Source organism: Hwanghaeella sp. 1Z406, assembly GCF_048892425.1.
Lineage (GTDB): Bacteria > Pseudomonadota > Alphaproteobacteria > UBA8366 > Aestuariispiraceae > Pacificispira.
This window is the reverse complement of the sequence record NZ_JBLZHU010000006.1, coordinates 205,864-227,127: the sequence shown is the minus strand read 5'-3', so window position 1 is coordinate 227,127 and position 21,264 is coordinate 205,864. Positions and strand designations below refer to the sequence as shown.

Below are 21,264 nucleotides of genomic sequence, written 5' to 3'. Positions count from 1 at the left end.
GCGGGTATATGTTCCCCTAAAAGCTAAGATACCCACCAGAAAACAGCATGATTTCAACCGGTTGCCCCATTACTGCCGGAGGAGCATGTGGCAGGCGTCGCACCAGGCAATCCGCCGCTGCCAGACGGCGCATCATGGAACTGTCCTGACGCTGAAAAGGCTCCGCCACCAGAAAACCATCCGAATCGCGTCGCAGGGTTGCGCGCATGTAATCTTCCCGCTGATCGTTCTGGCCAAGTTCAACGCCCAAACGCGCTGTTTCGAAGGCCGGGTCTGTATCTTTCATGCCGGCAAGGCGCGCCAGGGCAGACTGTCCAAACAACAGAAAGCAGACCAGCGCAGAGACCGGATTGCCCGGTAACCCCAACATCGGCATTTCGTTTAACAGGCCAAACATCAGGGGCTTGCCGGGTCGCATAGCAATCTTCCAGAAATCCAGCTTCAGGCCGACATCCTGCAACACACTGCCGACAAGATCATGCTTACCGACCGAGGCGCCCCCCGTCGTCAACAGCAGGTCATGACCGGCGGCATGATGAGCCAGGGCTTTCAGCGCCTCCGGATTATCCGCCGCAATGGGCAGCAGCGTTGGTGCACCGCCTGCCGCTGTAATCGCAGCCGCCAGGGCGGGTCCATTGGAACTGACAATCTGATTGGGTCCCAGCGGATCGCCCGGCATGGCAATTTCATTTCCCGTCGAGAGGATCGCAATGCGGGGTTTACGATATACCGACAGCCAGGGAATGTTCATTCCGGCGATTGTGCCAATATCCCGCGCGGTCAGGCGATAGCCTGCGGGTATTAACTCATCGCCTTGGGCAAAATCCAACCCGGCCTTGCGCACATAGGTGCCTATCCGCGCGCCTTCCCGGATGGTGACGGTGCCGGTCTGTTCGTCCGCATCCGCGTCTTCCTGAATGACGATCGTATCGGTGCCGGCGGGCAGGGGGGCACCGGTAAAAATCCGCACACAATGACCGGCAGGCACCTCTGTTTCATAAGATGCGCCTGCTGCAACCTCCGCAACGACTTTCAGCGATACCGGCACCGTCTGGACATCCGCGCCACGCACCGCATAGCCATCCATGGCAGATACGTCCTTAGGAGGCTGCGTGCGACGCGCCAGCAAAGGAGAGGCCGTGACCCGGCCAAGCGCCTGATCCAGTGATATGGTTTCAATCCCAACCGGCGTCAGGGCTGACCGAATGCGTTCACGGGCCTCAGCGACGGAAATCATCAGGAATTTGTCTCCGCAACCCGATACTCGCCTGATTTGCCCCCCGCTTTATGAACCAGATGGATATCTGTAATTTGCATCGCCTTATCAATCGCCTTGACCATATCATAGACGGTCAGTGCGGCCACGGACACCGCAGTCAGGGCCTCCATTTCCACACCGGTTCGGCCTTTCAGCTTCGCCGTGGCTTCAATCCTGACCCCAGAAATCTCCTCATCCAGGCTCAGGAAAACCTTTACCGATGTCAGGGCAAGGGGATGACACAGCGGGATTAAGTCCGGCGTGCGCTTTGCCCCCATAATGCCTGCCAATTGCGCGACGGTCAGGGGATCGCCCTTTTTCACGCGGCCCTCCTTGATCGTCGCCAGGGTTTCCGGCGCCATGCGCACCAGACCACGGGCCGTTGCTGTGCGTTCGGTCTCCCCCTTGTCGGAGACATCGACCATCACCGCATTGCCGTTCGCGTCAAAATGGGTCAGTTCTGCCATGGTCAGGCTGCCTGTGCACGGGTCAACAGGGCCAGCGTAGCAGCCGTCACGTCGTCCTGACGCATCAGAGATTCGCCAACCAGAAAGCGCATCGCGCCGACTTTCTCCATCCGTGCCAGATCAGCCGGGCCGTATAAACCACTTTCCGCCACAAGAACCTTGCCCTCAGGTACCATTTCAGACAGTTCCTCAGTAACTTTAAGATCCACCTCTAAAGTTTTGAGATTGCGGTTATTTATGCCGAGAAGAGGGGACTTTAGCTGCAAGGCACGCTGCATTTCTTCCTCATTATGGACTTCGATCAGGACATCCATACCCAGTTCATGGGCCAGGGTTTCCAATTCAATCGCAACCTTGTCCGTCAGGGCTGCCATAATCAGCAGGATGCAATCGGCCCCCAAGGCGCGCGATTCATAGACCTGATAGGGGTCCAGCATGAAATCCTTGCGCAGAACCGGAAGGGTCACGGCCATGCGGGCTGCGCTGAGATACTGATCCTTACCCTGGAAATAGGGTTCGTCCGTCAGGATGGACAGACAGGCCGCACCGCCTTTCTGATAAGCCCGGGCCAGGGCAGCAGGCGCAAAATCAGCCCGTATCAGCCCCTTGGACGGCGATGCCTTCTTGATTTCGGCAATCAGCGCATAGTCACCCGCCGCAACCTTTTTCCTCAATGCTTCAGCGAATCCGCGCGGTGCAGGGGCGGTTTCGGCCTGGGCACGAATATCCGCCTCTGGCACAGCCTTTTTGCGGGCCTTGATATGGTTGCGCTTGTCAGCACAGATTTTGGCCAGGACGTCGCTCATCCGGCTTTTCCCTCTTTTGGATAATCATTGGTAACAGCCACAAGGGTTGTCAGCACCTGTCTGGCACGGCCTGAATCGATGCTATCGGCCGCTTGTGTCGCGCCGTCTTTCAAATCTTTGGCCTTACCAGCAATCAGCAATGCAGCCGCTGCATTAAAGACCACAATATCACGATAGGCCGACGGCGTCCCGTCCAGTAAGGCCGTGATGGCCCCCGCATTATGCTCCGGCGTGCCACCCAGCAGGTCGTTCAACGCCGCGACCGGCAAGCCAATGTCCGCTGGGGAGATGTCAAATGTGGTGACTTTCCCGTTTTCCAGCGAGGCGACCCGAGTAGGGCCGGTCGTGCTGATCTCGTCCATACCGCTGTGCCCATGCACGACCCAGGCGCGCTCTGCCCCCAAATCTCCCAGGGTTTCTGCCATTTTTTCAATAAATTCAGGACGGAAACAGCCGATCAGATAGCGCTTCACCAAGGCCGGATTGGATAAGGGCCCCAAAATGTTGAAAATTGTGGGAACGCCCAGTTCCACCCGGGTCGGCATGACATTGCGCATCGCCCCGTGGTGGCGCGGGGCAATCATGAATCCAATGCCCGCTTCCTTGATGGCCCGTTCGATATTGGGGAAGGGACAATCCAGATCGACACCCAACTGGCCCAACGCATCCGCTGTGCCTGATTTGGAGGAGGCGGCACGATTGCCGTGTTTGGCAATGGGCACACCACACCCCGCAACGACCAGGGCCGCAGCGGTCGAGACATTCAGTGTTCCCAGCTTGTCGCCGCCCGTTCCGACGATATCCATGGCATTATCCGGCGCATGAATACGCGACACCTTGGCGCGCATGGTCCGTGCCGCCCCAGTGATTTCCTCCACGGTTTCACCGCGCAGGCGCAGGGCCGCCAGGAATCCGCCCATCTGGGACGGGGTCGCGTCGCCCGACATGATAATGTCAAACGCGCGCTCTGCCTCTGGCACGGTCAGGGTTTCGCCGCCAACGACTTTCCCGATCAGTTGTTTCATATCCTGCAGGTCGGCTGCCATGCCAAATCCCCCTAATTCCGCGTTCTTTTCAGGAAATTGGCCAATATCTCATGACCATGTTCCGACGCAATGCTTTCTGGATGAAATTGCACGCCGTGCAATGGATAGGTTTTATGCTCCATGCCCATGATCACGCCATCATCGGTGCGCGCGGTCACGGTAAAACAGTCCGGTAAATCCCGTTCCGACACGACAAGGCTGTGATAGCGCGTTGCCTTCAGCCGATCCGGCAGGCCTTCAAACAAACCTTGCCCGGTATGAGAGACTTCAGAGACCTTGCCATGCATGGGGGCAGGGCCGCGCTCAACCGTCGCACCATAAGCGTAGCCGATGGATTGGTGCCCCAGGCAGACCCCCATCAAAGGCACATTGTTTTCTGCCGCCGCCTTGATCAAGTCCAGGCAGATGCCAGCCTTTGGCGGATCGCAGGGGCCAGGCGAAATGACAATGCCTTGCGGCTTCAGACCGATCGCCGTTTCAACATCAATCCTGTCGTTGCGATATACCTCACACTCCGCCCCCAGATCGCCCAAAAAATGGACCAGATTGTAGGTGAAGCTGTCATAGTTATCGATCAAGAGATACATAGGCCCAATCCGAGCGGGTAAGGACCTATCGGCCCACAAGTGATAAGATGTTCGCGTTATAGCAAGCGTTCCGGCATGGGAAAAGACATCTGGCAAAGGATCGGCCCCAACGCCCTGTCTGAGCTGTAAAGAGTAACCGCAGAGAGCGCTGAGGAGGCGCCAAGGACGCGGAGGGGGTGGTGCTTGCAGAAAGGCACCCTTCGAGACGCTGCGCTCCTCAGGGTGAGTGCACGTTTTATGTGTCCACATTCTCACCCCCCTCACAGGTCTCATCCTGAGGAGGTGCTGCATCGGCGTATCCATTATCAGAATCGTCACCCCGGACGTGATCCGGGGTCCAGAGCGGCAGGCTCAAAGTGTGCGTGTGGCCCTGGATGCCCGCCTGCGAGGATATGACGGGGAGGGGGCGGTGCGTGCAGAAAAGCACCCGTCGAGACGCTGCGCTCCTCAGGGTGAGTGCACGTTTTATGTGTCCACATTCTCACCACCCGCACAGATTTCATCCTGAGGAGGGGCTGTATCGGCGTATCCATCATCAGCATCGTCACCCCGGACGTGATCCGGGGTCCAGAGCGGCAGGCGCGATTGATGCGTGTGGCCCCGGATACCCGCCTGCGCGGGGGCATGACGGGGAGGGGGGGTGCTTGCAGAAAGGCACCCTTCGAGGCGCTGCGCTCCTCAGGGTGAGTGCACGTTTTATGTGTCTATATTCTCACCACCCTCACAGATTTCATCCTGAGGAGGGGCGGTATCGGCGTATCCATCATCAGCATCGTCACCCCGGACGTGATCCGGGGTCCAGGGCGGCAGGCGCGATTGATGCGTGTGGCCCTGGATACCCGCCTGCGCGAAGGGGCTTGACCTTAGGGTCGGACGGGATCAGATGTCCGCGCCTTGCCTTTATTCATCCTTCGGCTTTAGACTCAGCGACCACGGCATCTGGCATTCTTGGCCAGGCACAGATTTTGGAAAAGCCTTATGGCGACAGCTTCAAGAAAAAAAGGCAAGGGGGCGTCTGGCGCGCGCATTCATCACGCAGCGCATCGTCTGCCTTGGTTCCGGACAACCCGGTTTCTCTACAGCGCCGTTGTCGGCGGGGTTTTGGTTATTGGCATCCTGGTGGGGACCGGCTTGGGTTTATGGTTGGGCCCCTCTGAAACCGTGCCATCTCCCCAATCCACGGTTCAGATCAATCAGAACGATATTGACGAAGCGACCCTGCCCAAAGGCCCGCCTTTACCTGTCATCGTACAGGGGTCAGAAACCGCGAAACGACTGTATGAAGAAAGTCTGGCAAACCAACCAGAAGCATTGCGCCCGGACCCGAATGAGGCCCCAAAACAGGCAGAAAAACCTGCCCTGGTCACCCCGATTCCTGCACCCGCCGCGCCAGTGCCAGCCCCGGAGCTATCTGTACCGGAACCCGCGGCCCCAGAGAACCGAAACTCTGAAAACGGATTGCCCGACGCGCCCGCTTTGGCGCCTCCCGGTCCGATGGCGGATCCAGATACCTGGCTTGCCAATGCCGTCCCACTGACGCCCATTCCCGGTATGCCCATGATCGCCCTGATTTTTGATGATCTGGGCATTGATCAGGCGCACAGCAGGGAGGCAATCAATCTGCCAGCACCGCTGACCCTGGCGTTTCTGACCTATGGTCATCATTTACAGGAAATGGTTTCCGCAGCGCGCCAAAGGGGACATGAAATTCTGGTTCATATGCCCATGGCTCCGCTGGACCTTGGCGTTGATCCCGGCCCCAATGCATTACAAAAGGAATTGGGACCCCAGGAAATCCTGCGACGACTGGATTGGGGCCTTTCCCAGTTTTCCGGCTATGTCGGGATCAACAATCATATGGGCAGCCGTTTCACGGCGGATTCGGAGGGGATGCGCCTTGTCCTGAGCGAATTAAAGCGACGCGGTTTGATTTTCGTCGATTCAGTTACAACCTCGGACTCTAAAGGATACAGCACTGCCGCCGCGCTGGGGATGCCATACGCCGTGCGGGATGTGTTTCTGGACAACACAATCGATACCGATGCGATCCGCAAGCAGTTAAGCCGGGTTGAAGAGACTGCCAAGCGCCAAGGCTATGCCATCGCCATTGGTCACCCGCATCCCGAAACATTGGCGGTTGTGTCAGAATGGATGAAGACAGCACGTGAACAGGGATTTCAACTTGTCCCGGTCTCCACCATTGTGCGCCTGCAACAAATCTCGCCACGCAGTTAGGAATTGAACAATGTTAACCGTCTGGGGTCGAAAGACCTCATCAAATGTCCAAGCCCTAATGTGGTGCATCGGGGAGCTGGGCCTTGCCTATGAACGCCATGACATCGGCCATAATTTTGGCGGCACCGATACCGACGCGTTCTTTCAACTCAATCCTAATCGCGCCATTCCCGTGTTGCAGGATGGGACAAATCCGCCACTGTGGGAAACTGGAGCGATCTTGCGCTATCTGGCCACGCGTTATGCAGACAACGCCTTCTGGCCCAAGGAATTGCTGGCCCGGACAGAGGTGGACCGATGGGCCGAATGGTCCAAAATCAATGTCGCCATGGGCTTTACTGTCCCGATCTTCTGGCGTCTGATCCGCACGCCAAAGGACCAAGTCGACCCTATGGCCATTCACCAATCTGTCGCCGCTCTGGAAGAAAAACTGGTTATCGCGGATGCAAGACTAAAAGATCAGGCCTTTCTGGTCGGGGACAGCTTGACCCTTGCCGATATCCATTTCGGCCATGTCCTGTATCGGTATTTCGATATCGATATTGACCGCACCGACTTACCAAATATTGCCCGCTATTATGCCCGCCTGACCGAACGCCCCGCCTATCAGGCGCATGTCATGGTGTCCTATGATGTTTTTCTGCAACCCGATTCATAAATTGAAGGAGATGTTTTAAGGGGTGGTTCGTGTGACATCATGGTAATGCCCCATGTTTAGAAGGGCATCGACATGCGCACCGAAACGCGACTGTCCCCGGCAATTGGCGCAGCATTGTCAGCGTCACTGATGCCCGACATCATATGTTCTACCGCGACCTGACTTGAGAAACGGCCTCTGTCAAAACCAACACCTGCCTGCAGTCGCTGATTGCCATATTCGTTCAGGTCGCTTGAGAAGGACGGTGTGAGAATGCCCACTTGTTGTCCGTCTTGATTTGTTAGAGCAAAGCCATAGGTGATGGTTCCGCCGATGGTGTATTGGGTGTAATCGGATCGCCCGGCAAGATAACTGCCTTCGAGGGCAGCATTGAGCCCTATGGCGCTTTCGAAAAGGCGAACCCCGCCGCCGATATTGAACGCGTTTTTGTCATTGTTGGTTTCATCGGTAAAATCATAAATCAGGCCAGTTTCAAGGAATGGCGTTATGGTCAGGCTTTGAGTGGGCGTGAATCTATAGGCGGCCTCAATGGCCGGTTTGATCTGGCGGGTGTTGGACGTTGTTTCGCCAACCGCCGTACCGTCACTTTCGCGATAGCCATCAACGGTTTTACGGGCGGCAATGAAGGCCATTGACGGTGTCAGGGATACCGGCAGAGTGTCATGCGCCTGGATCCGATAGGATGTGCTAAGTGCCGCATACCACATGTCAGATTCTGTCGTGCCGAAGGTCGTACTATTCCCTCGTGTAACACCAATGTCACCAATGCCATACCCGGCTTCAGCGACGATGTTCAGGTTTGGCATCGGACGATAAATGACATAGGGCGATGCGGTCCAACCGGTTTCCTTATAGCTGCCATTGTTGAAGGCCGTACTCAGATCAGTATCGGTGTAGCCAAGTGACAGGCCCGCTATCAGGGCATCGGCGAATTTGTAATCCAGCCCAACACTGTAGCCCCAGACATCGCCGTCATAGCTGTTGTTCGTTGCGCCATTGACATAGTTACTCTCGACCGAGGTAAAGGATCCATGACCCCACACTGTGAAGGGCGATTCACTTTGCAATGCGGATCGCCCATCAATGTCGCTGACCCCGCCAATATCACCATTATTTCCCGGGTCTGCAGGGCCAAGACCAAGCATGTTCATGCCATGACCAGTGGAACTATCAAAGCTGCCCATCATTGCCATCAGCCGCAACGCCTCGTTGCGGTCGGTGATGCTATCAGGATCATCACTGGCGGTGGCGCCAGTCAGGCCGGTACGATGGGTGCCGGTTTCGCGCATTGAAGGGGGAGGGCGTTGTACGTTATCCGTGCTGGAATTGTTGTCAGTACTGATTGCCGATGAGACGCGCGACGCGATGTTCCGTTGAATAACCGTGGTTTGGGATCGCGAGACAGCGCTGATAACGGCTGCTGTGGTGCTGGCGGAAGATGTTGATGCCTTGATGACCGGTTCTGTTCCGGCAACACAGTTCCCAGTAAAGCTGTAAAGCGCGGTTGTGCCGGAGGCATTCCAAAAAAGCCGACCGTCTGTTGTATCAGCTGGGATTTGGATGGTGAGGGTGACGGTTTCGCCGGTGGTGGTGCTTCCCGCCGTGGCGGAGCGAGAATTGGCGGCGTTATTGTTGTCCGTATAGGTGTAGGTATAATTGTTTGGCGATGCGCCGGAATTATGTGTGAATGTGATCTTGGCCACTTCCCAGGCGCTAAAAGCTACGTTGGTGGCTAATAAGCCGTCGTTGTTGGGGTTTGTCACATTCCAAGCAGTGCACCCAGCGCTGATTGCGAAGGCACTGTTGACCAAAGGCAGTGAAAGACCAAAAAAGGCAAATGCACAGCCGAGTTTTCGAGTCCACGTTTTCAAGGCAATAATGTTCTTTAACACAATAATACCGATCTAAACGTGTATTGAAGCGCCCACCCCAAAATCTCAGTGATTGAATATTTTAATGAAGCGCTTCAAGAAGAATGTCAATTAAAACAAAAATTTATCGTTTGATGCCTTGTAACGAGCATCGGGTTTCTCTGGAGCATTCCGTTGTCAGTGCTGGAGAAGCTCATTTTTATAAATATATATAAAGTTGTATATGATATAATGAGAATTTTTATAGGGGATCAATTATGATTAAAGATGAGACCTGCAAACTCATTATTAAACTGAAAATCGAGTATTATGCGTTTAATTGATCTTTACGTGCTGATCGCGGTAAGTCTGGATTTGGCCCGGGAACGGTATCAGCGAATGGGGTTTACCGTTACGCCAAATGGTGTTCACCCCTTTGGGACCTATATGGTCGTGTTTCCGTCCGAACGCCGGATCATATCGCAATAGAATATGGCATAGAACAAACCCTGGGCGACACGGAACTGCGACATAGAGGGTTGATATTCGACGTCGATAATTTAGGGGCGGTCGAAAACCTGTTCAAGCGGAATCAAGTGCGCTTCAATCGTCACAATGACCGTCTTATCGTCCCATCCCATTCCGAATGCGGGGCGTTTTTTGGTTTTGAAGACGTGTAAGAAACAACAAGCCCTCTAAGACTTCTTCTCCACACCTTTTGCGGCGTTCCAATGGCGGTCCAGTTCTGCCAGGGGGACATCTTCGACGCGTTTGCCCTCCGCTGCGACGGCGGCTTCTATCGCGCGGAATCGCATTTCGAACTTTCGGTTGGTGCGGGCCAGGGCTTTTTCGGGATCAACTTTCAGCATGCGGGCCAGATTGGCAGCGACGAACAGGATATCGCCCATTTCGTCCTCCAGCCGGTCGGGATCGCCGCCTTCAGCGATAACCTCTTTTAACTCATCGACTTCCTCCTCCAGATCGCGGAAGACTTCGCGGGGCTCTGACCATGTGAAGCCGACCCGTGCCGCGCGCTTGGAGAGTTTCTCTGCGCGGATCAGGGCGGGAAGGGCGCGGGCCACCCCGGACAGGGCGCTGTCATCTTGGCCTTTTTCGGCACGCTCCACAGCCTTGGTTTCCTCCCAGCTTGCCTTGACCTTGTCAGGTGTATCCGCGCCATCTGTTCCAAAGACATGCGGATGACGGCGGATCATCTTGTCCGTGATCGCGCCTGCGACCGCATCAAAATCGAAGCTGCCTTCCTCCTGTGCCATGCGGGCATGGAACACGACCTGCAGCAACAGATCGCCCAGTTCGTCCTTAAGGTCATTGCGGTCGCCGCGCTCGATCGCGTCTGCGACCTCATAGGCTTCCTCGATCGTGTAGGGGGCAATGCTGGTAAAGTCCTGTTGCAGATCCCAGGGACAGCCGCCGTTGGGATCGCGCAATCTGGCCATGACCGCCAACAGGCGATCAATATTGGATGTGTCGGTCATGGGGTTCCTTACAGATACCAGTCATATTCACGGGGCAGGGCGGCAGACAGCAGGTCTTTAAATTCATTCTCTTTCACGGTTTTGTACATCTGTACATAATCCGCCCCCAGATAGTCATTGAGAATGGGTGCATCCTCCAATCGCTCCAGAGCGTGCCAAATCGTCAATGGCAGGCGCGGGTCGACCTCTTCGCCGGCATTGCCCGCGCGTGCCTCACTGATCGGCTCCAACTTGTTCGATAGGCCATGATGAACGCCTGCCAGAACACTGGCCAGCGCCAGATAGGGATTGGCATCCGCGCCCGCGACCCGGTGTTCAATCCTTTTGGCCTGTCCCCGTCCGGATGGAATGCGGAAGGCGACAGATCGGTTGTCATAGCCCCAATCTAGTGTGACCGGCACAAACAGGTTGGGCGCGAACCGTCGGAACGCATTCAGATTGGGCGCAAAGATCGCCATGGATTCCGGCATTGCGGCCTGTAATCCCGCCATGGCCCGGCGCATCTGGATTTCATCCGTGTCCGTTTCTTCGTGGAAGATGTTATGCCCATCCTTGTCACAGAAGCTCATATGGACATGCAGGCCGGAACCGGACTCTTCCAGGAAGGGTTTGGACAGAAAGGTCGCTTCCATGCCAAAAGTCCGTGCCACGGCGCGCACGGTACGCCGCAGCAGGCAGGCATGATCAGCGGCCGCCATAGCATCAGCCACATGAGTCAGGTTCAATTCAAACTGCCCAGGGGCAAACTCACCCGACGCGATAGAGGCGGGGACACCTTGTAAGGCACAGGCATCGGTAATCGCCGTCAGGATCTCGGCATATTCTTCCAATGCCTCAATGCTATAAACCTGATTGGCCCGGGCCGGGCGGCCATTCAGCGGGGATTTAACGGGCAGGGGCCCGCCATCTTCCGCTCTGTCCATATCGATCAGATAGAATTCCAGTTCCAGTGCGACGACCGGTGTGATGTCCAGGTCCGCAAAGCGATCCACAACGCGACGCAGAATCTGGCGTGGCTCGAACGGGACAATATCGCCTGTCTGGGGCCGGCGCATTTCCAGCAGAACCTGTGCTGTGGGCTCTGATGCCCAGGCAACCGGGGCTAACGTGCCCGGGATGGGTAGGGCCAGCGCATCCGGGTCCCCATCCGAGACGCCAAGCCCCATCGGGTCGCTGGTATTGCCCGTCGCATCCAACAGCGACACCGCCGCACACATCGTCAGTCCATCTGCATACAGCTTGTCGATATCCTGGATCGGATAGCGCTTTCCCAGGGGAAATCCGCACAGATCAAAGATAAACGCATCTATATATTTCGTGTCGGGATGGGTGGACAGAAAGTCTTCAACTTCTTTCACTCTGATAGGCTTTGGCATAGGAAATGACCCATTCACAATGTCAGCTTTTGGTCAGTTTAGGGAGAATGATCAAACCCGTCGAGGCCTAGTCCAGACTTGATTGCCTATTCCGTGCTGACTTTAAGCGCGGGGCCTGGTTCGGCCTGAAACCAGAACACCTGCGAAAGTAATGACAGCCATCCCGATGAGAGTTGTGATCGAAGGGATTTCTGCGAAGAACAGGAACCCCCAGACGGCGGCAAAAACCAGATAGCTATAGTCAAATGTGGCGATGATCTGGGAGGGGGCGACCTGATAGGCCCGCGCCACCCCTAGGGAGAAAGACGCCGATAACAGCCCTAACAGCGCCATGATACCCCAGGCATTCATTGTCAGGGGTGTCCAACTGCCAAACAGAAAGTAGGAAAAGTCTCTAACCGTGTCAGTGACACCAATCGCTGCAATCAGAACCGTCGCCAGCGCCCCAATGAAGATGAAAGAGACATGCAGAGATGCGGCGAGGGTGAGGGCGCGTTCCCCCTGGCATTTATGGCGCGTCACAAGGCTGGCTAAGGAATAACACAATGCGCCCGCCAAGGGCATCAGGACGAACCAGGAGAAACTGTCGGTGCCGGGCCGTAAGATTATTGCGACGCCGACAAATCCGGACAGAACGCCCAGCCATTGTTTGACGGAAACGCGCTCTTTGAACAGCACCGCAGACAAAAGCGTTGTGAAGATCACATTGGTGTAAATCACCACGGCGGCCAGAGAGAGGTTTAGAACGGGAAGGGAGGCGTAGAATGACAACCAGGTCAATACCAGGAACAGGCTGCGTAACAGAACCCAGCCATAGTGCCTGGGCGCGACCGGGCCTCTGTTCCAATAGGCAAAGGCGCCCAGACAACAAAACGCGAAAACAGACCGGACGACAAATATCTGCCAGATCGTCAGATCGGCGCTAACATATTTTATCAGCGCATCGCCCAGCGCCATGATCACGTTGGACGCCAGGATCAGCACAATGCCCAATACCTGCTGATCAGGGACGCTGTGATCCGAGGGCCGGGTTGATGTGTTTGTCATGACGTCCGTTTCTGATCGCAGGATACCTTGTATGCTTAACGGCGTAGTTGGTTTCCGTTTTATTGGCAAGAGGGTGGCGCAAGGCAGTGGCCGACTCTTCCACGTATCTCTTTATATTAATCGTGATAATGTATATTATGGAAAATATATAAATACAAAACAAAACAGAATATACATTATAATTCAATCAATTATCCACTTTTTCTAAGAAACGTATTGAGGACTAGAAACTATAATTCACCGTCAAAGAAACGTTGTCGTTCCTGTCATAGCGCCCAAACTGAGTGCCTTCATTCCCGTGATATTCAACAAAGGAAATCATTGTCCATAAATTATCGTTGGGTTGATAGCGCGCAAAAACCTGGCTGGTGGAATCCCAGTCTTTTAAGGAATGACCGTGCATGCCCCCAAACTTCCATTCATCGTTCGCTTCAACTGTCAGCGACATCAGGACATTATTCGGGTTGGGTCGCGCCTCTTTCGAGGATGTATTGTAATCTGGATGATCCTGAAGACCGAACCGCCATTCTTTTGAATATTCAATAATTGGCGTGATCTCTTTCCAGCCGATTGAATTCGCAAATTGGGTTTCGCGATATTTCGCACCGATCAACGCGCGTGCAAAATCATCATCGGTATCTTCTTCTGCCCAATATGCCAGACCTTCGCCATAGAACTTCCAGGATCCCTGAACCAGCGCGCTGCCTGCAGAGGCAATCGATACGGTGGGATATACCTTTGTATAGGGATTGAATTGTCCTGAAGCTGGGTTCTTCAAAACCGGATAAGGACCAACCCCGTTGTAAGCAGTTATGAAGTAATCAAGATTCGTTGCCGTGCCTTTATACTGCAGCAGATAACTCCAGTTGGATGGCGTGCTATCCCGGTAATCATCAACGATTTCAGGCGAAATGCCGAGTGGCAGTCCGGTGATGTTCAAATTGGCGAAGTCCGACCCACCAGACCCGTTCGGGCCATTCCAGCGCGAATGTTCAGCGGGGCCTGGGGCACTTTCTTCAATTGGCAGAATGATGCCGGTCAATCGATCACTGCCGACATACAGATCGGTGCGCAATTGCCAGACGCCATAGTCGACGGGTTGCTGGGGATTGGCCGTATTTTCAGCGCCATATAGATCGGTTGGAGAGTAAATTTCGGCCAGTCCGATTGGGATAGCATCCTTGCCCGCCAGAACCTCAACCGTATCGCCCAGATACGATAGGGTCATGCGGCTTAAATCGACATAGCGGCCATGGCCTTTACGGACACCAGGCGCACTGAAAGCCCCCCTTTCCGCGCCGCGATAGGTTGACGCCAAAGCCTCCACCCCCAGGCCAAAAGTCCAATAATCATCCAGAAAGGTCGTGCTGTCTAAACTCAGATGGGTCCACGCCTCGACCGGTTCATCCTCAATCCCGCTGGAATCCGCCTGATGAACGGCCCGGGGAAAGGCCGTCATGACCGTCTTTGACTCGTAGGTCGCGTTTTCCAGAACCTGCCCCAGAAGGGAGGCCTCTGCCCCCTGCTCCGCTACCGCGGCACCGCCCTGAATTCCGACACAGGTCAGACCGGAAACAACCACCGCAAGGCCACGAGAAAGTGCGGATTTATCTATCACTATGTCAGCCCTTCCTGCTTCTCATATCGCGACAGACGGTTGGACGTGCTGGCAAGCCGCATTCCCAGAATGCGGGCAATATTCATGTTCAGTTTGTTGGCGATATGGGGATATAGACGCATGTTCTTTTGAACCGTATCGGCATTCAGGCGCAGCATCTCGCCGTCGGTTACAGCATCAACATTTGCCGTTCTTTGCTGCTGCGTAACAAATCCAACCTCACCCAGAACGGCCCCTTCCGCCAATGTGTCCAGTTCGGTATGGCCGTGGCGATGATCCAGGGTGACAGCTGCTGATCCAGACAGGATTACATATAAATCCCGGCCAATCGTCCCTTGCTCCAACAACCGGTCACCCGCTTTAAAGGGAACAAGTTCAGACAACAAGATAGCCTTCCGGATTTGATAGGACGTCATATTGGTGAATAACGGGCTGTTGGTCAGCACGTCCTTCCCGACCTTCAGCGTCAATATCTCGTACAATCCGACCAGGCGCACCATGGACATCAAGACCGGTGTAACGATCAAATCGGCGATCATGGCAACGATCATAGCAATGGCCGATAGCGCACCAAATTGCCAGATGATGGAGAAACTTGACCCGCTCAACACAAGAAATCCCGCCGCCAAGGCGATAGAGGTTGAGATCGCCGGCACCGCCTGCCCCCTCACCGTTCGGCGAACAGCCAACCCGCGATCAGCCGTGCGCAGGCTTTCATGAGTATAGGATGACAGCAGGTGAATGGTGTCATCAATCGCTATCCCGATTGCAATTACCGCCACAGTGGCGGTTCCTGGATTCAAGGGAATGCCAAACAGGCCCATAATCCCCAATACCGCAATAATCGGTAAAATATTTGGCACCAGAGAGAGAAATCCACCGACCAGAGAGCTGTAAACGATGGACATGATGATGAATATCACCAGCAGCAACAGGCCGACAGACTGAACCTGGGCTGCGATCAGATCATCAGCGGCGTTATTGATCATCAGGTTTTGACCAACCAGATTGACGGTCAAATCAGGCCCTGCGATCCGCCGTACTTCCCGATCCAGATCCACCAAGGCCTGTTTCAAATCATGGCTGTTATGGATGTTATGGCGCACGACCATATTGGCCCGTTCAAAATCATGGCTGATATAGTTTTCCAGATCGGCCCGTTGGAAGAACAGAAGATATTGATCCACCAGTGCTATCGTATCGGGAACAACCATCATATCGGCATCGCCACCATGGAATTCCCGGTTCACCAGGGATAGATGATCGGCAATCGACAAGGCAGTATCAAACCGCCCGTCCCGCAAGATATAGTCTTTGATATCTGCCAATCGGCGCAGGTTTTCCGGATTGCGGAACGCATCAGGCTTGGTCGAAGACAGGTTGATATAGAAAATCTCCATCCCCGACAGTGTCTCAGCCAGCGTGTTGACGTCCTGGACAAGAGGGTGCTTGGGCTTGAAGAACGCAATCGGATCATTGGAAACCTTTGTCTGAAAGGCAAAAATCCCAAAGAAGACCGTTAGAACAATCGTTCCCCCGATGACATAGCGCGGATGGCGCGCCGCGGCATAGCACAGTTTCAGAATGGCCCCGATAAGCCCGCGATATCCTTCTTCCTCTGGATCAACAGCCTCTTGATTGGGGGAAGTGTTGTGCAATCTGCTGCGCAATGGCCCAAAGAGTGACAGCAACGACGGCACCAGCATCAGGGTGATAACCCCATTGGCGGCAATCGCTATCGATGCCGCATAGGCAAAATTGCGCATCAATCCCATATCCGCAAAGGAATTTGCGGCAAAGCCAAGGGTTGTTGTAACCGCCGTCAGGACCAGCGGCAGGCCCAAATGCCGGATCAGAAACAGAACCGCATAGCGCCGTTTTTCCGCCCCGGTCCCCTTTTTATCGCCCGCATTGATACCGTTCAGATAGGTCGAGAGCATATGGGTGTCTTCTGTCGACCCGATAACAATAACCAGGGAGGGAAGCATGGCCGATAAGATATTGATGGGAATACCAAAATACCCCATCAACCCGAAGCCCCAGACCAGACTGATCGCCGATGTGATCACCGGAAAGACCAGGGCAAGCCCACTGCGCAGGAACAAAACAATGGTAACCGTCAGCACGCCCAGGGACAGCGGGGCCAGTAAACTTAGATCCGACATAAGGCCGATTTCGGTATCGGCGTTTACCCGTGGTGGACCGACTTGAAATATCTCTTCAAACTGATCCGCGTAAGGTGCGATCACAGCATCGATCGCGCCATAGGCATAATGATCGAAATCAGGATTGTCGGGGTCTTTAATGATGGTAACATTAATCGCGGTTACGGAACCATCGGCAGAGATAAAATTGCCGACGACCAGCGGGGAATACAACGCATTGTCCCGGGCCGCCTGCATTTCCACATCATCAAACGGCACACCATCCAAGACGGTGGACGAGTCAATCATGCCATCGCGATCACGAATACTGCGCACAGTGAAAAGGCTGTCGACCCGCTGGACAAAGGGCAAATCCTCCAGCGCGAAATGCATATCTTCCAGGGCGACGAGACGGTCCTGCGTCCACAGATCTGACGACCTAACATAGACAATGGTCGTATTGTCCGAGCCGAACTCCTCTTTTACTCGTTCATAGACCAGTTTGGTTGGATCATTATCACTGATCAGGCTGTCAAAGCTGGTATCAATCCTCAGCTTATCCAGACCAAAGCCGCAAAAGATCGTGATTGCAGCGATTATGGCAATAGCTATGCCGCGATGGTTCACCCCAAACGTTAAAAACTTCTGCATCTGGCAAACGCCCCAGAAAAATGTTACAATTCAATAGTTTGATATTGTCAGCGCAAATGCCGTCCTGATGTCACCCAACGCTGTTCAAACATTCTGGCTGGGACCGAGCCTTCGGTCAGATCGCGGCTGTTAACCCGGATCAGGGTTTGATGGTTCAGCTTATCATTGTCCATCAGGATCCGGTTGGCGCGCCAGGTATCGCCTTCTATCTGTTCCATGTCCCAGGAATACTGAGTTTTCAGGAAGCGCCCGCGCCGATCATAGAAATCAATCCGGCGAATGAAAAAGCGGTCTTTACTGACATATAGTCTACGATATTGATATCCGGTCTGACTGGCCAGTTCTTCGTCTTTGGGATAGGCATCAACGACATAGCCTTCAACCGTATCCAGGACTGCGCCAGTTTCGTCTTTTATTTCAAAAGTTTCATCGGGTTGCCGATCATAGCGGAATTTCTCCCGTTCCTCGGATGTCATATCTTCGAAGGCGAAATCGGTTCCCATGAAGTAATTGCGCTTGCCGCCATCTGCGGATCGCTTCATCTCCCGTCCATAGGCTGGCAGGTGCATCCATTGATCGTCGCTGGCGCCTTTGTTTTGCCAGGTCAGCAAGGCAACGCCGCGCACCCCGGCAGGCGAATCAAATACCAACAGATATCGGTACAGGCCATTCTCCCATTCTCGGGCATATCGCCGAACTTCACGATTTTCTGTGTTGCCCCTGTCATCGATCAGCACCATCGCCTGCTCTTCAAATTCAAACGGTCGATCATGCCGGGCTGAAACCTCGTCCATGATCTGGCGTCCGCTTAAATCATCTGCATGGGCCGAAAAAATGAAAACCGTTGCTAAAATGAAAACAAACAACGACCGAAAAACCGAACCAGATACCTGTAACACGTAATTCCCCAAGACTGTGACATTCACTCTATTTTGACTATCATAAAGCACACTTGGAAGCCAAGGCTTAAGGAGAAATATATTAATAGTTTCAATACATTGAATGTGTTTTCAATTGATGTTTTCAAGTATGAACGACTGGCGCTCTTATTTGTTCATATCTAAAAATAGGCGAGCCAAAAGGCTGGCCGCTCACTTAATCTTAGACTTATTGTCTGATTCAGACACACATACGAATAACATGATAAACTAAAGTGAACGTCTAACTCTTTTAAGGGTTTTGAATGTATGCAGGCGCGATTGCGTGCCCTCAGCGGGTCAGTTCTTTTTGCATATTTGTCCTGTCATTTATTGAATCACGCCTTTGGTTTGATTTCCTTCGATGCACTTGGGATCGCCCACGACATCCTTATGGAGATTTGGCGCACACCCTTGGGCAGTTTTATACTGATCAGCGCCATGGTGACCCATATCGCCGTGGCTTTTTTGAGTGTCTACAAACGCCGGACGCTGAAATTGACCGGGTTGGAAATCACTCAGATTCTGTCTGGCTTTGTCATACCAATGCTGATGGTCAATCATATTATCGGTACGCGGGTTGCGGAAGAAATTGCCGGGATTGAGCCCACATATGAATATGTCATCGCCGCATTATGGGTCGCCAGCCCGGTTTTGGGCGTGTTGCAGGCGATAACACTGGTTTTGGCCTGGATGCATGGATGCATCGGTTTGTATCTGTGGCTGCGGGTGAAACCCTGGTATCAGAATTGGCAGCGTGAGCTGACCGTCGTCGCGATCATCCTGCCGGTTTTGTCTCTGGCAGGATATGTATCCGCCGGTTTTGAAATTCTGTTCGAATTGGACCGGGATCATATGATCTCCACCATTCTGGAGAATGCCCGATACAACAGCAGTGCCATTGAACCCCTGCAAGCCCTTGTCACACCAATAACATTTGGATTGGCCCTGTTGGGAGTTGCGCCTTTTGGTGCCCGAAAACTGCGTGCCGTGCTGGAGCAGAAGTCGCGTATTCTCCTGTTGCTGCCAGATGGCACAAAAGTACCGGTCCCTGCCGGCGCCACGGCACTGGAAGCGCTGCGTTCGTCCGGGCGTCCGCATGCGGCAGTCTGTGGCGGTCGCGGGCGATGCACCACCTGTCGGGTGAAGATTCTTGAAGGGGGCGATGTTCTGGAACCACCGGAAGGGCTGGAACTGACCGCCCTGACCCGTATTAAGGCCATGGCAGGGGTGCGGTTGGCCTGTCAGATCCGCCCAAAGGACTCGCTGGGGATATCCCCTCTCCTGCCGCCAACGGCTACGGCCAAGGATGGCCAGCAACTGGGCGGGCTGGAAGGGGAAGAACGCCGTGTCACCTCATTGTTCATCGACATTCGGGCCTCGACAAAACTGGCGGAAGAAAAGCTGCCTTATGATGTTCTGTTCATCCTGAACCAGTTCTTTTCAGAAATGAGCAGCGCAATCACCGAAACGAATGGCCATTATGCGCAATTCAATGGCGATGGGTTAATGGCCCTATACGGATTGATGGGTACTGAAGAGGATGGGGCAAGAAGCGCGCTTAAGGGGGCACGGGCCATGCTGAACCGGCTGGAAGCGCTGAACAAATCTTTAGCCAGTGAGCTTCCCTTCCCGCTGCGGGTTGGCATCGGCCTGCATCATGGAGAGGCAATCGTCGGTGCCATGGGCCCGCCACGCGCCCAAATCACCAGCGCCATTGGCGATACGATCAATATTGCCGCACGCCTGGAAGGATTGACCAAGACCCATGATGTTTCCGTCATATTCTCTCAGGAAGTCGCACAGGCTGCGGGGATGGATACAACTGGCCTGGAAAGGTCAGAAGTGCCGGTTCGGGGGCGAACCGCACCCGTGGTGTTCTTCCCGATCCGGGACCCGAACCGCATCCTGCCCCTCTAAACAAAGCGCCCCCCATCAAGCGATGGAGGGCGCTTTTCAGGGTATGTTGTAGTACCTATCAGCCAGGCACCTTGCCATTCACCCCTTCGACATACCAGTTCATGCCCAACAGCTCTCCGTCCGGGGCCGTTGCGCCATCGGCAATCGCTATCTCGCCAGCCTGATTCTTGATCGGACCGCTGAACGGATGCAATTTGCCGTCATGAATGGCTTGTTGGGCCGCTTTGGCCTCTGCAACCACGGCTTCAGGCAGGTTCTTGTTAAACGGGGACATTTCGACCATCCCGCTGTCAAATCCGCCCCAGACATCGCCGGACGTCCATGTGCCGTCCAGAACAGCCTTGGTCCGTGCCACGTAATAAGGAGCCCAATGATCGACAATGGCGGTCATATGGGCTGTTGGACCGAACCGTTCCATATTCGAAGCCTGACCAACGCACAGAACACCGCGTTCTTCCGCCGTCTGCACGGGGGCTGGTGAATCCGTATGCTGCAGAATGATATCAGCGCCCTGGTCAATCAGCGCCTTTGCTGCATCCGCTTCCTTGCCTGGATTGTACCATTCGTTCACCCAGATCGGGGTTACTTCGATGGCCGGATTGATTTTGCGCGCGGAATGGGTAAAGGCATTGATGCCCCGGATAACTTCGGGAATGGGGATCGACCCGATATAGCCAATCTTGTTGGTCTTGCTCAGGCGACCGGCCAGAATGCCCGCAACATAACGCCCCTCATAGAAGCGCGCGGCATAGGTCGCGACATTGTCGGCCCGCATATAGCCCGTAGCATGCTCGAACATGACATCCGGGAAGTTCTTGGCGACCTTGTTGGTCGGTTCCATATAGCCAAAGGACGTTGTGAAGATCAGCTTGTGACCGCTGCGGGCCAATTGGGTGATCACGCGGTCCGCATCCGCGCCTTCCGGTACGGATTCGACAAAGCTGGTCTTAACCCGATCTCCAAGTTCCTGTTCAATCGCCAGGCGGCCCTGGTCATGCTGATAGGACCAGCCAAAATCGCCGACTGGCCCGACATAGATAAAGCCGACCTTTAACGGGTCTGCTGCGCGGGCGGGAAAGGCTGCGGCCGCACCGGCGGCAAGCGTCAAGGCGGAGAAGGACCGCCGGGTCAGTTTGGTCATGCTGGGAACCCCCTGTTCTTGAAATATGGTGTTTTAGAAGTGTGCTG

The 21,264-nt window shown here is 54.5% G+C and carries 17 protein-coding genes; 4 read left to right on the top strand and 13 right to left on the bottom strand.

Features of this window, described 5'->3' with window-relative positions:
* Positions 1-16: 16 nt before the first annotated feature.
* The 5 genes from glp to ACOSDR_RS13640 are packed head-to-tail and all read right to left on the bottom strand — an operon-like array spanning position 17 to position 4,164.
* A complete protein-coding gene (gene glp, locus ACOSDR_RS13660; RefSeq protein ID WP_420731615.1) occupies positions 17-1,237 on the bottom strand; it encodes a gephyrin-like molybdotransferase Glp in 1,221 nt (406 codons plus the stop codon).
* A complete protein-coding gene (moaC, locus tag ACOSDR_RS13655; RefSeq protein WP_420724051.1) occupies positions 1,237-1,725 on the bottom strand; it encodes a cyclic pyranopterin monophosphate synthase MoaC in 489 nt (162 codons plus the stop codon). The genes glp and moaC overlap by 1 nt, the downstream gene beginning before the upstream one ends.
* Before the next feature lie 2 nt (positions 1,726-1,727).
* Positions 1,728-2,531 (bottom strand): indole-3-glycerol phosphate synthase TrpC, encoded by an 804-nt coding sequence (trpC, locus tag ACOSDR_RS13650; RefSeq protein WP_420724050.1) that lies wholly within the window; start codon positions 2,529-2,531, stop codon positions 1,728-1,730.
* Positions 2,528-3,577 carry an anthranilate phosphoribosyltransferase gene (trpD, locus tag ACOSDR_RS13645; protein WP_420731614.1) on the bottom strand — a complete coding sequence of 350 codons (1,050 nt, stop codon included), beginning with the start codon at positions 3,575-3,577 and terminating at the stop codon, positions 2,528-2,530. The genes trpC and trpD overlap by 4 nt, the downstream gene beginning before the upstream one ends.
* 11 nt (positions 3,578-3,588) lie before the next feature.
* Positions 3,589-4,164, bottom strand: a complete 576-nt coding sequence (locus tag ACOSDR_RS13640; RefSeq protein WP_420724048.1) for an anthranilate synthase component II — start codon at positions 4,162-4,164, stop codon at positions 3,589-3,591.
* A 978-nt stretch (positions 4,165-5,142) separates the two neighbouring features.
* On the opposite strand from ACOSDR_RS13640, the gene ACOSDR_RS13635 reads away from it, so the two are divergent.
* Entirely contained in the window at positions 5,143-6,399 is a 1,257-nt protein-coding gene (locus tag ACOSDR_RS13635) for a divergent polysaccharide deacetylase family protein (RefSeq protein ID WP_420731613.1), read from the top strand.
* 10 nt (positions 6,400-6,409) lie between these two features.
* A complete protein-coding gene (locus ACOSDR_RS13630) occupies positions 6,410-7,057 on the top strand; it encodes a glutathione S-transferase family protein (protein WP_420731612.1) in 648 nt (215 codons plus the stop codon).
* A gap of 56 nt (positions 7,058-7,113) precedes the next feature.
* Here ACOSDR_RS13630 and ACOSDR_RS13625 read toward each other — a convergent pair whose 3' ends face one another.
* Positions 7,114-8,760 (bottom strand): autotransporter outer membrane beta-barrel domain-containing protein, encoded by a 1,647-nt coding sequence (locus tag ACOSDR_RS13625; RefSeq protein WP_420731611.1) that lies wholly within the window; start codon positions 8,758-8,760, stop codon positions 7,114-7,116.
* Positions 8,761-9,237: 477 nt separating this feature from the next.
* Here ACOSDR_RS13625 and ACOSDR_RS13620 point away from each other — a divergent pair, with 477 nt between their 5' ends.
* The gene (locus ACOSDR_RS13620; protein ID WP_420731610.1) at positions 9,238-9,396 is read left to right on the top strand and encodes a hypothetical protein; all 159 of its coding nucleotides are present in this window, start codon (positions 9,238-9,240) and stop codon (positions 9,394-9,396) included.
* A gap of 206 nt (positions 9,397-9,602) precedes the next feature.
* On the opposite strand, the gene mazG is transcribed toward ACOSDR_RS13620, so the two are convergent.
* From mazG to ACOSDR_RS13590, 6 genes are all read right to left on the bottom strand, one after another.
* Positions 9,603-10,403: a nucleoside triphosphate pyrophosphohydrolase gene (gene mazG, locus ACOSDR_RS13615; RefSeq protein ID WP_420731609.1), complete on the bottom strand. Its 801-nt coding sequence runs from the start codon at positions 10,401-10,403 to the stop codon at positions 9,603-9,605.
* Positions 10,404-10,411: 8 nt separating this feature from the next.
* Positions 10,412-11,779 carry a glutamine synthetase family protein gene (locus tag ACOSDR_RS13610; protein WP_420724042.1) on the bottom strand — a complete coding sequence of 456 codons (1,368 nt, stop codon included), beginning with the start codon at positions 11,777-11,779 and terminating at the stop codon, positions 10,412-10,414.
* A 102-nt stretch (positions 11,780-11,881) separates the two neighbouring features.
* Positions 11,882-12,826 carry a DMT family transporter gene (locus ACOSDR_RS13605; RefSeq protein WP_420724041.1) on the bottom strand — a complete coding sequence of 315 codons (945 nt, stop codon included), beginning with the start codon at positions 12,824-12,826 and terminating at the stop codon, positions 11,882-11,884.
* A 223-nt stretch (positions 12,827-13,049) separates the two neighbouring features.
* Positions 13,050-14,444 (bottom strand): hypothetical protein, encoded by a 1,395-nt coding sequence (locus ACOSDR_RS13600; RefSeq protein ID WP_420724019.1) that lies wholly within the window; start codon positions 14,442-14,444, stop codon positions 13,050-13,052.
* Entirely contained in the window at positions 14,444-17,239 is a 2,796-nt protein-coding gene (locus ACOSDR_RS13595; protein ID WP_420731608.1) for an MMPL family transporter, read from the bottom strand. The genes ACOSDR_RS13600 and ACOSDR_RS13595 overlap by 1 nt, the downstream gene beginning before the upstream one ends.
* A gap of 47 nt (positions 17,240-17,286) precedes the next feature.
* Positions 17,287-18,138 carry an outer membrane lipoprotein-sorting protein gene (locus ACOSDR_RS13590; protein WP_420731607.1) on the bottom strand — a complete coding sequence of 284 codons (852 nt, stop codon included), beginning with the start codon at positions 18,136-18,138 and terminating at the stop codon, positions 17,287-17,289.
* A 288-nt stretch (positions 18,139-18,426) separates the two neighbouring features.
* Here ACOSDR_RS13590 and ACOSDR_RS13585 point away from each other — a divergent pair, with 288 nt between their 5' ends.
* A complete protein-coding gene (locus tag ACOSDR_RS13585) occupies positions 18,427-20,076 on the top strand; it encodes an adenylate/guanylate cyclase domain-containing protein (RefSeq protein WP_420731606.1) in 1,650 nt (549 codons plus the stop codon).
* 58 nt (positions 20,077-20,134) lie between these two features.
* Here the strand turns inward: ACOSDR_RS13585 and ACOSDR_RS13580 are convergent, their stop codons facing one another.
* Complete coding sequence (locus ACOSDR_RS13580; RefSeq protein ID WP_420731605.1) at positions 20,135-21,217, bottom strand: BMP family ABC transporter substrate-binding protein; 1,083 nt, start codon at positions 21,215-21,217, stop codon at positions 20,135-20,137.
* Positions 21,218-21,264: the final 47 nt, after the last annotated feature.